The sequence below is a fragment of the Streptomyces sp. a15 genome (assembly GCF_059026085.1).
The window spans coordinates 50,493-63,787 of the sequence record NZ_JBWLKM010000039.1; the positions used below are offsets into that span (position 1 = coordinate 50,493).

At 71.9% G+C, this 13,295-nt stretch carries 10 protein-coding genes and 2 pseudogenes; 3 read left to right on the plus strand and 9 right to left on the minus strand.

Annotated elements, in window-relative coordinates:
* Nucleotides 1-60: 60 nt before the first annotated feature.
* Nucleotides 61-2,652 carry a DEAD/DEAH box helicase gene (locus AC5P09_RS31340; protein WP_493877111.1) on the plus strand — a complete coding sequence of 864 codons (2,592 nt, stop codon included), beginning with the start codon at nt 61-63 and terminating at the stop codon, nt 2,650-2,652.
* Here AC5P09_RS31340 and AC5P09_RS31345 read toward each other — a convergent pair.
* The 7 genes and pseudogenes from AC5P09_RS31345 to ssd form a co-directional block, all read right to left on the minus strand.
* Nucleotides 2,597-2,992 (minus strand): annotated as a pseudogene (locus tag AC5P09_RS31345) (Rv3654c family TadE-like protein); the annotation flags it as partial. The gene AC5P09_RS31340 and the pseudogene AC5P09_RS31345 overlap by 56 nt on opposite strands.
* A complete protein-coding gene (locus AC5P09_RS31350) occupies nt 2,989-3,354 on the minus strand; it encodes a TadE family type IV pilus minor pilin (RefSeq protein ID WP_493877112.1) in 366 nt (121 codons plus the stop codon). The pseudogene AC5P09_RS31345 and the gene AC5P09_RS31350, both read right to left, overlap by 4 nt.
* Entirely contained in the window at nt 3,341-3,550 is a 210-nt protein-coding gene (locus AC5P09_RS31355; RefSeq protein WP_493877113.1) for a DUF4244 domain-containing protein, read from the minus strand. Before AC5P09_RS31355 ends, AC5P09_RS31350 begins: the two co-directional genes overlap by 14 nt.
* 109 nt (nt 3,551-3,659) lie before the next feature.
* Entirely contained in the window at nt 3,660-4,448 is a 789-nt protein-coding gene (locus AC5P09_RS31360) for a type II secretion system F family protein (protein ID WP_493877114.1), read from the minus strand.
* A gap of 112 nt (nt 4,449-4,560) precedes the next feature.
* Nucleotides 4,561-5,664 carry a type II secretion system F family protein gene (locus AC5P09_RS31365; protein ID WP_493877131.1) on the minus strand — a complete coding sequence of 368 codons (1,104 nt, stop codon included), beginning with the start codon at nt 5,662-5,664 and terminating at the stop codon, nt 4,561-4,563.
* Nucleotides 5,657-6,964, minus strand: coding sequence for a TadA family conjugal transfer-associated ATPase (locus tag AC5P09_RS31370; RefSeq protein ID WP_493877132.1), 1,308 nt, complete (start codon nt 6,962-6,964; stop codon nt 5,657-5,659). Before AC5P09_RS31370 ends, AC5P09_RS31365 begins: the two co-directional genes overlap by 8 nt.
* A gap of 131 nt (nt 6,965-7,095) precedes the next feature.
* The gene (gene ssd, locus AC5P09_RS31375) at nt 7,096-8,205 is read right to left on the minus strand and encodes a septum site-determining protein Ssd (RefSeq protein ID WP_493877115.1); all 1,110 of its coding nucleotides are present in this window, start codon (nt 8,203-8,205) and stop codon (nt 7,096-7,098) included.
* Between the two features lie 563 nt (nt 8,206-8,768).
* Here ssd and AC5P09_RS31380 point away from each other — a divergent pair.
* The gene (locus AC5P09_RS31380) at nt 8,769-9,602 is read left to right on the plus strand and encodes an HAD family hydrolase (protein WP_493877116.1); all 834 of its coding nucleotides are present in this window, start codon (nt 8,769-8,771) and stop codon (nt 9,600-9,602) included.
* A 345-nt stretch (nt 9,603-9,947) separates the two neighbouring features.
* On the opposite strand, the gene AC5P09_RS31385 is transcribed toward AC5P09_RS31380, so the two are convergent.
* Entirely contained in the window at nt 9,948-10,772 is an 825-nt protein-coding gene (locus tag AC5P09_RS31385) for a Fic family protein (RefSeq protein ID WP_493877117.1), read from the minus strand.
* A 101-nt stretch (nt 10,773-10,873) separates the two neighbouring features.
* Between AC5P09_RS31385 and AC5P09_RS31390 the strand changes: the two are divergent.
* Nucleotides 10,874-11,855 (plus strand): annotated as a pseudogene (locus tag AC5P09_RS31390) (ATP-binding protein).
* A 3-nt stretch (nt 11,856-11,858) separates the two neighbouring features.
* Here AC5P09_RS31390 and AC5P09_RS31395 read toward each other — a convergent pair.
* On the minus strand, nt 11,859-13,136 hold the full coding sequence (locus AC5P09_RS31395) for a polysaccharide deacetylase family protein (RefSeq protein ID WP_493877118.1): 1,278 nt from the start codon (nt 13,134-13,136) through the stop codon (nt 11,859-11,861).
* Nucleotides 13,137-13,295: the final 159 nt, after the last annotated feature.

The following is a 13,295-nucleotide window of genomic DNA, read 5'->3' on the forward strand; positions in this document are numbered from 1 at the left end:
CGAGCGGTCGCCCCTCGGGACACCTCGGCTTGAAGCCCCCAGGACGGTTCGCCAGCCGCGATGGCATTCAATCACTTACCGGCAGGCGTGCACGACGCCTTGGTCCCATTGTCCGTCACGCCAGTGACACACTCGGTGCCGATGGCCAAGAATCACCGATCCGATCGACACTCGGCGCAGCCCGTCTCCCGGCTCTCGCCGGGCACGATCCTGGACCGGCTCGCCGCGGGACCGAGCCGGGCTTCGCGCATCACTCATACGGAGCACTTGCCCCCACGTGAGGGCCGCCATGCCGTCTGGCCGGACCGGATCCGCTCGGAGGTCATCGCCGCGGTGCAGGCCTGCGGCATCGAACATCCCTGGGCACACCAGGCCCGCGCGGCCGAGCACGCCCTGGACGGCGAGTCCGTGGTCGTCGCCACCGGCACGGCCTCCGGCAAGTCCCTGGCGTACCTCGTCCCGGTCCTGTCGACGCTCCTGGACGGCTCCGAGGCCCCGAACGGCCGTGGCTCGACCGCCCTCTACCTGGCCCCCACGAAGGCCCTCGCGGCGGATCAGTGCCGCTCCGTGAAGGAACTTTCACAACCGCTCGGCCATTCCGTGCGCCCCGCGGTGTACGACGGCGACACGCCGGTCGAAGAACGCGAATGGGTCCGCCAGTACGCCAACTACGTCCTCACCAACCCCGACATGCTGCACCGGGGCATACTCCCGTCCCACCCCCGCTGGTCCTCCTTCCTGAAGTCGCTGAAGTACGTCGTCATCGACGAGTGCCACACCTACCGCGGCGTGTTCGGCTCCCACGTCGCCCAGGTGCTGCGCCGCCTGCGCCGCCTCTGTGCCCGCTACGGCGCCTCCCCCGTGTTCCTGCTGGCCTCCGCGACCGCCGCCCAGCCCTCGGTGGCCGCCGGCCGCCTCACCGGCCTCCCGGTGGTCGAGGTCGCCGACGACGCCTCCCCACGCGGCGAACTGGTGTTCGCGCTCTGGGAGCCCCCGCTCACCGAGATGCAGGGCGAGAAGGGCGCGCCGGTCCGCCGTACCGCCACCGCCGAGACCGCCGAGCTGCTGACCGACCTCGCCGTCCAAGGCGTCCGCACGGTCGCCTTCGTACGCTCCCGGCGAGGCGCCGAGCTCATCTCGGTGATCGCCCAGGAACGCCTCGCCGAGGTCGACCGCTCCCTCGCCCGGCGCGTCGCCGCGTACCGCGGCGGTTACCTCCCCGAGGAACGCCGCGCCCTCGAACAGGCCCTCCACTCCGGCGAACTCCTCGGCCTCGCCGCGACGACCGCGCTCGAACTCGGCATCGACGTCTCCGGCCTCGACGCCGTCCTGATCGCCGGCTACCCGGGCACCCGCGCGTCCCTGTGGCAGCAGGCGGGCCGCGCAGGGCGCGCCGGGCAGGGGGCGCTGGCAGTGCTGGTCGCCCGGGACGACCCGCTGGACACCTTCCTCGTTCACCACCCCGAGGCCCTGTTCGACCAGCCCGTCGAGTCCACGGTTCTCGACCCCGACAACCCGTACGTGCTCGCCCCGCACCTGTGCGCGGCGGCCGCGGAACTGCCGTTGACGGACGAGGACTTGGTGCTGTTCGGCCCCGCGACCGAGGAACTGCTCCCGCAGCTGGAGGCCGCGAAGCTGCTGCGCCGCCGTACGAAGGCCTGGCACTGGACCCGCCGGGAGCGGGCCGCCGACCTCACCGACATCCGCGGCGAGGGCGGCCGGCCGATCCAGGTCGTCGAGGCCGGCACGGGCCGCCTGCTGGGCACGGTCGACGAGGGCGCCGCTCACTCGACCGTGCACGAGGGCGCGGTCCACCTGCACCAGGGCCGTACGTATCTGGTGCGCTCGCTGGACCTGGAGGACTCGGTCGCCCTGGTCGAGCAGGCCAGCCCTTCGTATTCGACGGTCGCCCGCGACACCACGTCCATCTCCGTCCTGGAGACGGACGTAGAGATCCCGTGGGGCGAGGGCCGCCTGTGCTACGGCTCCGTCGAGGTCACCAACCAAGTGGTCTCCTTCCTGCGTCGACGACTCATCACCGGTGAGGTACTGGGCGAGACGAAACTCGACCTCCCTCCTCGTACGCTGCGCACGCGTGCCGTGTGGTGGACGGTCACCGAGGACCAGCTGGACGCCGCCCGCATCAACCCGGAGATCCTCGGCGGCGCCCTGCACGCCGCCGAGCACGCGTCGATCGGCATGCTGCCCCTCTTCGCCACCTGCGACCGCTGGGACATCGGCGGCGTGTCGATCCCCCTGCATCCCGACACCCTCCTGCCGACCGTCTTCGTCTACGACGGCCATCCCGGCGGCGCGGGCTTCGCGGAGCGCGCCTTCCACACCGCCCGCGAGTGGCTGACCGCCACCCGCCAGGCCATCGCCTCCTGCGAGTGCGACGCCGGCTGCCCGTCCTGCATCCAGTCCCCCAAGTGCGGCAACGGCAACGACCCGCTGCACAAGAGGGGGGCGGTGCGGTTGCTCACGGTGCTGTTGCAGGGGGCACCCGGGGAGGAGGCTGTGGGGGCGGGGGTTGCTCCGCAGGGATCTCCGGTGGCGGCGGGAGATGCTCCGCAGGGGCCTCGTGCGGAGGCGCCGGAGGAATCGGGGGCGGCACCGGATCCGGCGGTCCCGCAGGTCCCGCCCGCGCCCTGACCTCCGCCGCGAACGGACCCCGCCCCGACGCCGCCGTCACGTCCGAGGTCTCGCCCACGATCGCGCACCGCACGAGCCGCGTGCCCTGGGCTCGCGCCACCCGGTCCGCCCGGGCGCAGGCCGCCGTGCCGCCGTCCGCCCAGTGGTCCGCCGCCGCGAGCGCCGCGAGATCCGCACCGCCGGCCGCTCGATGCCGGGTCACGACGGCCTGTCCCATGGCGAGGACGACACCGAACACCACGCACAGCACGGCGATCGCCCCTACGCTCCACACGGTGGCGGAGCCGCGGTCCCTGCTCCGAACGGCCGCACGGAGGCGGGCCGAGAAACCGCCGCTCATCTCCCCTCCCCCGCCGTCTCCTCCACCAACGCCACGGCCTCCTCCCGCACTTCGAAGGGCAGACCGTGCAGCGCAGGCGGCTTCGCCACGACCGCCACCCGCACCTGGCCCCCCTCCCTGCTGACGGTGACCTCCGCATCGCGCGGTGCCGTCTGCCGGGTGATCTCGACGACCGCGTCGGCGGCGTCCTGGCGGGCCGCGGCGCGGGCGCCGGTACGCGCCGCGTCCACGCACTGGATCTGCGCGGCCACCACGAGCAGCCCCCACACCAGCGCCATTGCGAAGATCACCAGCACGGGCAGCACCATGGCCGACTCCGCCGTGACGAAACCCCGGTCCGTCTCCCGCTCACATCTGCGCATCGAGGGCCTGCTTCACGATGTTCTGCAACTCCGCGTTGACCTGACCGCTCGTCACCACCTTGTAGAGAACCACCGCGAACGCCACCGCCGCGACGATCCCCATGGCGTACTCGGAGGTGACCATCCCCGCGTCCCTCCGCGCCGCCCGCGCCCTGCGCACCAGGGCAACCAGCCGTGCCCGTACCGTCTTGTGCATCTCAACCCCCGTGAGGTTCCGTTCCGTTGACCAGCTGACTTCTTGCCGTGCGTCGGCCACTTGGCCTACGCCTCCTACGCCTCCTACGTGCCGTCGCTCCCGTCCTGCGTCATCCACCACCCCCTCCCAGCGCCCCGCCCGCCAGTCCGATCACCACGGGCAGTACGCCGACTGCGATGAACGCGGGCAGGAAGCACAGCCCCACCGGCGCGCTGACCATGACGGCCGCCCGCCGTGCCCGTGCCGTCGCCTCGCGCGTCCAGTCGGCGCGGGCGTCCGCGGCGAGCCTGGCGACCGGTGCGGACGCGGGGAGTCCGGAGACGCCGGCCCGTTCCAGGAGCCGCGCCAGCGTGCCGGCGCCCGGCGTGGAGGCGAGCCGTCGCCAGGCCTCGCCCGGTTCGCCGCCGAGTCTCACCTCCGCCGCGCCCCGTGCCAGCCCTTCTCCGACCGGGCCACCAAGGGCTTCGCCCACCGCCTGGGCCGCGATCACCGGACCGGCGCCCGCCGCGATGCAGGCCGCCAGGAGGTCGGCCGCGAGGGGTAGTTGCCGAGCCGCCTCTTGGGCGTCGTACTCCGTCTCGGCCCCGGCGGCCGCCTGCCGAAGCCGCCACCGCCACAACCCGGCGGCGGCCACCAGACCCACCACCGCACCGGCGAACCCACCGACCAGAACCCACCCGGCACACGCCACCCCCACCATCGGCAGCCACCGCCGAGCGACGTCCCGGAGGTCGATACGCGACCCCGCGGACGTCTCCCCCTCCGCCACCAACAGCTCGGCCAACCGCCGCCGCACTCTCCGCTCCCGCCGTACCGACTCCAGCCACCGCGCGAGCCACCCGAGGACGAGCACCACCCCCACCACCGCCCCCAGCCTGTGGACAACTTCCGCACTCACGTCGCCGCCTCCCTTCCCAGACCACTGCCTACTCCCGCTTCCGCCACGTCCGTCCGCCGACCGCGTCCCACACATCGCCTCCGCCACCCGCCCCGCGCCTCGGCCCCATCCCTCACATCGCCTCCGCCACCCGCACGATCCGCATCGCCCACCACATCCCCAGCGCCTCCAGCAGCCCGCCGACCAGCAGACATCCCAGTCCCGCCCCGGTGTGCAGCAGTACATGCAGCGGATCGGCACCCAAGGCCGTACCGAGGGCAAGGCCCAGGACCGGCAGGCCCGCGAGCATCACCGCTGTCGACCGGGCACCCGCCAGCTGCGCGCGCAGGTCCGCCCGCTGATCACGCTCCGCGCGCAATGCCCCTTCGAGTCGGTCGAGTCCGGCCGCGAGGCCCGCGCCCTGGTCCACGGCAACCCGCCAGCAGGCCGCAAGCCCCACCAGCCCCTCGGCACCCGGCTGTCGCGCGGCAACAGCAAGCGCGGCCGGAACGTCACCCCCAAACCGCGCCGCCGCCAGCACCGCCGCCTGAGCCTCACCAAGCCGACCAGCGTCCTGCGCCACTCGAGCACCACCGGACCTACCGGACTTACCAGACCCACCAAACCCACCAGACCCACCAGACCCACCAGACCCACCGAAGCCTCTCGCCGCCCAAGCGACACCAGCCCCTCCGAAGCCCCGCGCAGCCCGAGCTCCACCCAGCCCTCCAAAGCCCCGCACCGCCACCAGCGCGTCACCAAGCCGTTCGGTGTCCCGCGCCGCCGCCTCTTCCTCACCAAGAGCGCCGTCGGCCTCCCGTACCGCCCGCAGCAGCGCCTCCCCCGGCTGCCGGCCGGCCCGCACCTCCCCGGCCAGCGCCCCGCACAACGCGATCACCGCGTCCCCTCGACGCTCCCGGGCGCGCCGCGCCTCCCCCGCCAACCGCACCCGCCGCAGCAACGGCACCCCGGCCGCCCCCGCGACGGCTGGCAGCACGGAGGAACCCAGCACCGCCAGCACCAGCCCGACGGCCACCGCCCACCACTCGGGGCGCAGCCGCCCGCGAATCCGCCGCAGCTCTTTGGCCAGTTGCCGCCAAGCGGGCGGCCCGGCACCCACCACTCCGCCACCCGCGAGCAGCAACTGGGCCCGCCGAGCGCCAGGGTGCCGCCCACCGAGCAGCCAGAGAGCAGCCCCCACGCACATCACAGCCGCTCCCGTCGACATCTCACCCATCCCGTTCACCACCACGCGCCTCCTCGATCCGCACTCCGGAGCACCCAAAGCGCTCCCCGCACCCCGCTCCCGCCTCGTACGAGGCGCACTCATCCCTCGCCTCGCACGAGCCGCACTCCTCCCGAAGCAGCCCCCGCAGCCGCCCCCACCCCCGTTCGTACGCAAATCCCTCCGCGCCCCACCGCAGGGCCGGCACCGTCCGCACCAGCCCCGAAGGGTCCCGTTCCAGCACGTGCACCTCGGCGATCCGCCGCCGCCCGGTCCGGTCGCGGACGAGGTGCAGTACGACCGACAAGGCGGCCGCCAACTGGCTGTGCAGGGCGGCCCGGTCGAGCCCGGCCGCCGTACCCAGCGCCTCCAGCCGGGCCGGCACGTCGGCAGCCGCGTTCGCGTGCACGGTCCCGCAGCCGCCCTCGTGACCGGTGTTCAGCGCGGCCAGCAGATGGACCACTTCGGGCCCGCGCACCTCGCCCACGACCAGCCGGTCCGGCCGCATCCGCAGCGCCTGCCGGACCAGGTCCTGGAGCGTGACGAGGCCCGCGCCCTCCTGGTTGGCGGGTCTGCTCTCCAGCCGTACGACGTGCGGATGGTCCGGCCTGAGCTCCGCCGAGTCCTCGGCGAGCACGATCCGCTCGTCGGGCCCGATGAGTCCCAGCAGGGCGCTCAGCAACGTCGTCTTGCCGGTGCCGGTGCCGCCGCTGATGAGGAAGGACAGCCGCGCCCGAAGCAGCGCCCTCAGCACCCGGTCCCCGCCCGGCGGCACCGTGCCGGCCGCCACGAGTTCGTCGAGCGTGAACGCGCGCGGCCGTACGACCCGCAGGGACAGGCAGGCGCAGCCGACGGCGACCGGGGGCAGCACCGCGTGCAACCGGGTCCCGTCGGGCAGCCGGGCGTCCACCCAGGGGCGTGCGTCGTCGAGCCGGCGGCCGGCCACCGCGGCCAGGCGCTGCGCGAGCCGTCGTACGGCGGCCGCGTCCGGGAAGGAGACGGTGGTCAGCTCCAGGCCGCCGCCCCGGTCCACCCAGACCCGGTCGGGTGCCGACACCAGTACGTCGGTCACCGACGGGTCGGCGAGCAGCGGTTCCAGCGGGCCGCTGCCGACCAGCTCGGAACGCAATTGCTCGGCCGCGCCGAGGACTTCCGCATCCCCGAGCACCCGCCCCTGCTCCCGCAACGCCTGTGCCACGCGCGCGGGCGTCGGTTCGGCCCCGCTCTCGACCAGCCACTGCCGCACCCCGTCGAGCAGCCCCGGCGTCACGTCCGCACCGCTCTCGAGAGCGACCGCCGCGCCGTTGGACAGCCACCGCTCGGACCCCACGCGACCGGACAGCCGTCCCTCTGCCGCCACGCCACCGGACAGCCGTCGCTCGCCCGCCCCGCTCGCCGAACCGACGCCGGCCCCGCCAACCCGCTCAAGCCCCGAGAACGTACTCACGCGGCACCCGCCTCCATCAACGCCCGCTCCCAGAACTCCTTGCAGAAGCGTGCGAGTGGCCCCCGTGCGGCCGCGCCGGGCGGCGTCTCGCCCCCGTGCTGGCGCAGCAGCGCGGACTCCACAGGCACCTCGCCGGCCAGCGGCAGTCCGAGCAGCCGGGCCACTTCGCGGTCGTCGAGCCCGGGTGTGTAGGGCCCGCGGACGGCGACCCGCAGGTCGCGCAGGACCATGCCGACGGCGGAGGCCACCCGGCCCGCCGCGGCCACGGCACGCAGCTCCGCGGGGACCACAAGAAGCCCCACGTCGAGCTGGGCGAGGATCTCGGCGACCCCGTCGTCGATGCGGCGCGGCAGATCGACGACGACCGTGCCGCCCCGGCGCCGGGCCGCGGCGAGCACCGCACGTACGGCCTGCGGCGGGACGGCGACACAGTCGCTGCGGTCCCAGCTCAGCACCCGCAGCGAGTGCAGTCGCGGCAACGACTCCTCCAGGGCGCCGCCGCCGACCCGCCCGCGCGAGGCGGCGAACGCGGGCCAGCGCAGTCCTTCGGCGCTCTCGCCGCCGAGGAGTACGTCGAGTCCGCCGCCCAGCGGATCGGCGTCCACCAGGAGCGTGCGCAGTCCCTCGCGCGCGGAGGTGACGGCGAGCGCGCAGGCGAGCGTGGACGCCCCGGCCCCGCCCCGGCCGCCGATGACGCCGACGGTGAGGGCGGGCCGGCCGATGCCCTCGGCCACGTCGGCGATGCGGTCGACCAGCCACTGCTCGCCGTCAGGCAGCATCAGGACGTGGTCGGCGCCGATCTCGACGGCCCGCTGCCAGACCCCCGAGTCGTCCTGGTCGCGCCCGACCAGGACCACTCCGCGCCTGCGTGCGGCCCCGCGCACGCGCCGTGCGGCGTCGTCGCCGACCAGCACGAGCGGTGCGGCCTCCCAGCTGCCTCTGTTGTCCGGCAGTCCGTGGTGGACCTCTGGTGTGGCGCCGGCGGCCGCGCACAGGCGCAGCAGGTCGTCCAGCAGTTCGGCGTCTTCCGTGACGATCAACGGCTTGCCCTGCCGCCCTCCGGCGGCGGGTGGATCGTGTGTGACGGCTGCGGCCACGGTGTCCATCCCCCTTCCGCGGCGCCCCCATGGCCCCGCGATTCCCGAACGTGTGAAGAACCGGCAACCGGCCTCCATATGAACGGCCGATACCAACCGGCCAAACGCATCCGACTAACCGGAACCAGCCATGAACTCGGTGCGAGCCGGGCGCGTTGGAATCACGGTGCAGCGATCCCGGAAATCTTGTGGATCTTGGACGAAAACTGTGGACAACTCAGCGCCTGTGAATATCGCCGTCACCCAAACCGGTGACCCCTGTACCACCCGCTGTGCGACTTCCGGAGAGCAGCGCGTTGGCTACACACAGTGACGGATCATGGGCATGCGAAAGAGGCGGCCGCAGCCGCCTCAGCACGGCCAAGCGGCCGCGTACAGAAGAGGAAAAACCCACCCGGACATGCGACGACCCCCGCCGGGGGGGAGAGCGGGGGTCGTCTCCACGGCCGACTCGGGGGGGAGGAGTCGGACCGGGTTAGCACGGTCGCGAACGATCCGTGACTTCCATGGTGTACCCGAGAGGCCTCTCAGGCAAACCAACGCGCCAACCTTACGCCGAATGGGCAGCGCCTATGCTCATGGTTGTGGAAAACCACTCCTTGCCCCGCACAGCGGCCTTCTTTGACCTGGACAAGACGGTCATTGCGAAGTCGAGCACGCTCACCTTCAGCAAGTCCTTCTACCAAGGCGGGCTGATCAACCGCAGGGCGGCCTTGCGTACCGCATATGCCCAGTTCGTCTTCCTCGTGGGCGGTATGGACCACGACCAGATGGAGCGCACCCGCGAGTATCTGTCCGCGCTCGTGCGCGGCTGGAACGTCCAGCAGGTCAAGGAGATCGTCGCCGAGACGCTCCACGAGCTCATCGACCCGATCATCTACGACGAGGCCGCCTCCCTCATCGAGGAGCACCACACCGCCGGACGCGACGTCGTCATCGTGTCCACGTCGGGCGCCGAGGTGGTCGAGCCGATCGGCGAGATGCTCGGCGCGGACCGCGTGGTGGCGACCCGCATGGTGGTGGGCGAGGACGGCTGCTTCACCGGAGAGGTGGAGTACTACGCATACGGGCCGACGAAAGCCGAGGCGATCAAGGAGCTGGCCGAGTCCGAGGGCTACGACCTCTCGCGCTGCTATGCCTACAGCGACTCGGCGACCGATCTGCCAATGCTGGAATCCGTCGGCCATCCCCACGCGGTGAATCCCGACCGCACACTGCGCCGCGAGGCGCTCGCGCGCGGGTGGCCGATTCTCGATTTCCACCGGCCGGTCCGGCTCAAGCAGCGGCTCCCCGCCTTCTCCGTGCCGCCCCGTCCGGCGCTCGTCGCGGTCGCGGCAATAGGCGCCGCGGCGGCCACCGCGGGCCTCGTCTGGTACGCGAGCCGGCGCCGTTCAACTCCGGCCTGACCAGGGCGACGCCCGTTTAATGTCTTTTGAACCCAAAAGTAAAGAAGTGCTTCCTGGGCTTCCGCTTGCTCCGGTCCTGGAGTACAAAGGGGTTAACGGCCCGCGAGACCAAGGACATCCGAAAGGATCACCTTAAGAACGCATTTGGCCCCACGGACCGAGCATGCACACCGGGCACCCACGCGACGTCGACCCGTCGATTACGGGCCAGCCGCACCAGGGACGGGCAAAGTTCCCGACCTGATGGGCACCATTCGAGGACGCTTGGTACCCCGGTGGACATGCCAGCGGCGGTACGAATCCTCGTACCGCCGCAACCCTTTCCCGGAGTCTTTCCGGGGCCTCCTACGCCGCCCCGCGCTGCAGCGCCTCGCACACCGCTGTCGATTCGCGCGCCCCCAGTCCGACCGCCCGGCCGCAGTGGGCGATCCAGGCGGCCATGCCCTCCGGGGTGCCGGAGACATACCCCTCGAGCGCCGCCAGGTAGGCCGCGCGGCCCAGTTCGGCGTGACCGACCTCCGCCGGACAGACGGACTTCGGGTCCAGGCCGCTGCCGACCAGCACGATGCGTTCGGCGGCGCGCGCCACCAGGCCGTTGTGCGAGACGAACGGACGCAGGGCGAGCAGTTCGCCGTGTACGACGGCTGCCGTGACCAGCGCGGGCGCCGAACCGCCCGCGATGATCAGCTCGGAGAGCCCTTCCAGACGGCCGGAGACCTCCGTCGCGCTCGGCAGCGGCAGCTCGACCAGCGGCTCCTCGACCGGCTCGCCCGCTTGGCGCGGACGCCCGACTTCGTCGCCCGTGGTGGCGGCCGCGACCAGGTGCAGCCTGGCCAGCACGCGCAGGGGCGACTGCCGCCAGATCGACAGCAGTTGCCCCGCCTCGGCGGTCAGCCGCAGGGCGGCGCCCATGACACGCGCCTCGTCGTCACCACTGAAGTCGGTGCGGCGGCGCACCTCCTCCAGGGCCCAGTCCGCTCCGGACAGCGCCCCCGAGCCGCGCGCGCCGCGCAGGGCGGCCTCGGAGGTGATCTCGTTGCTGCGGCGCCGCATGACCCGATGCCCGTAGACCCGGTCCACGGCCTTGCGCACGGACTCCACGGACTCGGCCACCCCGGGCAGCGAACCCAGGGCCCCGAGCGGATCGGCGGTCGCGCCTGTCGTACTCATAAGTACGACCCTACGCAGCCCGGGCGCGCACCCCACGAAGGAGTGGTCTTCTTCACGCACACCCGCCACCTGTAGTTATCCCGCAACTACGCTTGGTGAACATGAAAATTGCTTTCGTCGGGAAGGGCGGCAGCGGTAAGACCACCCTGTCCTCCCTGTTCATCCGCCACCTCGCGACCACGGGGAACGCCGGTCGTCGCCGTCGACGCCGACATCAACCAGCACCTGGGCCCGGCCCTCGGCCTGGACGAGGCGGAGGCGGCCGCGCTGCCCGCGATGGGCGAGCGCCTGCCGCTGATCAAGGACTACCTGCGCGGCTCCAACCCCCGCATCGCCTCCACCGAGACGATGATCAAGACCACCCCGCCCGGCGAGGGCTCCCCGCTGCTGCGGGTGCGCGAGGACAACCCGGTGTACGACGTCTGTGCCCGGCCGGTGGAACTGGAGGGCGGCGCCGTCCGTTTGATGGTCACCGGCCCCTTCACGGACGCCGACCTGGGGGTCGCCTGCTACCACTCCAAGACCGGAGCGGTGGAGCTGTGCCTGAACCACCTCGTCGACGGCCCCGACGAGTACGTCGTGGTGGATATGACGGCGGGCTCGGACTCCTTCGCCTCCGGCATGTTCACCCGCTTCGACATCACGTTCCTCGTCGCCGAACCGACCCGGAAGGGAGTCTCCGTCTATCGCCAGTACAAGGAGTACGCCCGCGACTTCGGCGTCACCCTGAAGGTCGTCGGCAACAAGGTGCAGGGGCAGGACGACCTCGACTTCCTCCGCGCCGAAGTCGGGGACGACCTGCTCATGACGGTGGGGCACTCCAACTGGGTGCGCGCGCTGGAGAAGGGCCGGCCGCCCCGGTTCGAGCTCCTGGAGGACGCCAACCGCCGCGCCCTGAGCCGGTTGCAGTCGGCCGTCGACGCGACGTACGAACTGCGCGACTGGGAGCGCTACACACGCCAGATGGTGCACTTCCACCTGAAGAGCGCCCGGTCCTGGGGCAACGAGCGCACCGGGGCCGACCTGGCGGCGCAGGTCGACCCCTCCTTCGTACTCGGCGAGAGCGTCGCGGTAACTGCCTGATGGCTACTGCCGGTTGGCCGCCGGCGCTCCGGGCACGCCCTTCGGGGCCGGGGCCGGGCGGCCCGACAGGAAGGACGCCCAGCTCTGCTTCGGGGCCTCGCCGACCTTCAGGGAGCGCAGCTTCTGAAGGGTCTTCGGGTCCTGGGCGTCCAGCCAGTCGGCGAGCTGCCGGAAGGACACGCAGCGCACGTCGGGCTTGTTGCAGACGCCCTCGATGACCTCCTCGACGGCCCGCATGTAGGTGCCGCCGTTCCAGGACTCGAAGTGGTTGCCGATGATCAGGGGGGCGCGGTTGCCGTCGTGGGCCCGGTGGAAGCCCTTGAGGAGGCCGTCGCGCATCTGGTCGCCCCAGAGGTCGTGTTTCCTGGGGTCACCCTGGGTCGTGGTGCCCGACTGGTTGACCATGAAGTTGTAGTCCATCGTCAACTGCTCGTAGGAGTGCCCGGGGAACGGCACGAGCTGCATCGACAGGTCCCACAGGCCTTGCTTCTTCTTGGGCCAGACCTGGTCGTTGACACCACTGGTGTCGTAGCGGAAGCCCAGCTCGCGGGCGGCCTTCATGAAGTTCTTCCGGCCCTCCAGGCAAGGCGTGCGGGCTCCGATGAGCTCCTTGTCGTAGTCGAAGGGCAGCGGGGAGGCCTTCTTCATGCCGGTGTTGGTCTTCCAGGACTTCACGAAGTGCTTCGCCTGAGCGATCTCGTCCTTCCAGTCCTCCACCGACCACTCGCCGACCCCGCCGCCGCTGCCGCAGAAGTGGCCGTTGAAGTGGGTGCCGATCTCGTTGCCCTCCAGCCACGCCATGCGCAGCTGCTTCACGGTCTCGGCGATGCCCTCCTCGTCGTTGAAGCCGATGTCGGAGCGGCCCGGGGAGTGCTGCGGCGGCCGGTACAGGTCGCGCTTGTCCTCCGGCAGCATGTACACACCGCTGAGGAAGTACGTCATCGTCGCGTTGTTCGCCTTGGCGACCTTGCGGAAGTGGGAGAACAGCTTCTGGCCGTCTTCGCCGGCGCCGTCCCAGGAGAACACCACGAACTGCGGGGGCTTCTGGCCCGGCTTGAGACGTTCGGGTCTGGGCAGGTGGGGCTGGGCTCCGGTGTACGAGGTGGAGCCGTCGCCGATCAGGCGGACCGCGCTCTTGGGCGGCGCCTGGGCGGGCTTCGCCTTCTGCGGCCCCGGCGCTCCTTCCTTCGAACCGTCGCTGCCGATCGCGCAACCGGCCAGGGATGCGGCACAGACCGCGGCGATCACGGCGCCCGCGGCGATCCTCTGGGTGGCGGCCATGTTCCGCCCACCTTCTTCCTTCTCTCGGCCGACGCCGGTGAGGGCGTGTTGTGGCCGCCAAGCTCGCACGGGACCGAGAAGGAATTAGTACGACAAGCCGATCAAATAGGTGCTTCATCACTCCGAGTGACTGATTCACCCATTTGCCCGGAAAGTCTA

Excerpts from the sequence above, each read along its gene's own strand:
- AC5P09_RS31340 (WP_493877111.1), top strand. The coding sequence starts at position 61 with ATGGCATTCAATCACTTACCGGCAGGCGTGCACGACGCCTTGGTCCCA.
- AC5P09_RS31350 (WP_493877112.1), bottom strand. The coding sequence starts at position 3,354 with ATGCGCAGATGTGAGCGGGAGACGGACCGGGGTTTCGTCACGGCGGAG.
- AC5P09_RS31355 (WP_493877113.1), bottom strand. The coding sequence starts at position 3,550 with ATGCACAAGACGGTACGGGCACGGCTGGTTGCCCTGGTGCGCAGGGCG.
- AC5P09_RS31365 (WP_493877131.1), bottom strand. The coding sequence starts at position 5,664 with ATGGGTGAGATGTCGACGGGAGCGGCTGTGATGTGCGTGGGGGCTGCT.
- ssd (WP_493877115.1), bottom strand. The coding sequence starts at position 8,205 with ATGGACACCGTGGCCGCAGCCGTCACACACGATCCACCCGCCGCCGGA.
- AC5P09_RS31380 (WP_493877116.1), top strand. The coding sequence starts at position 8,769 with ATGCTCATGGTTGTGGAAAACCACTCCTTGCCCCGCACAGCGGCCTTC.
- AC5P09_RS31385 (WP_493877117.1), bottom strand. The coding sequence starts at position 10,772 with ATGAGTACGACAGGCGCGACCGCCGATCCGCTCGGGGCCCTGGGTTCG.
- AC5P09_RS31395 (WP_493877118.1), bottom strand. The coding sequence starts at position 13,136 with ATGGCCGCCACCCAGAGGATCGCCGCGGGCGCCGTGATCGCCGCGGTC.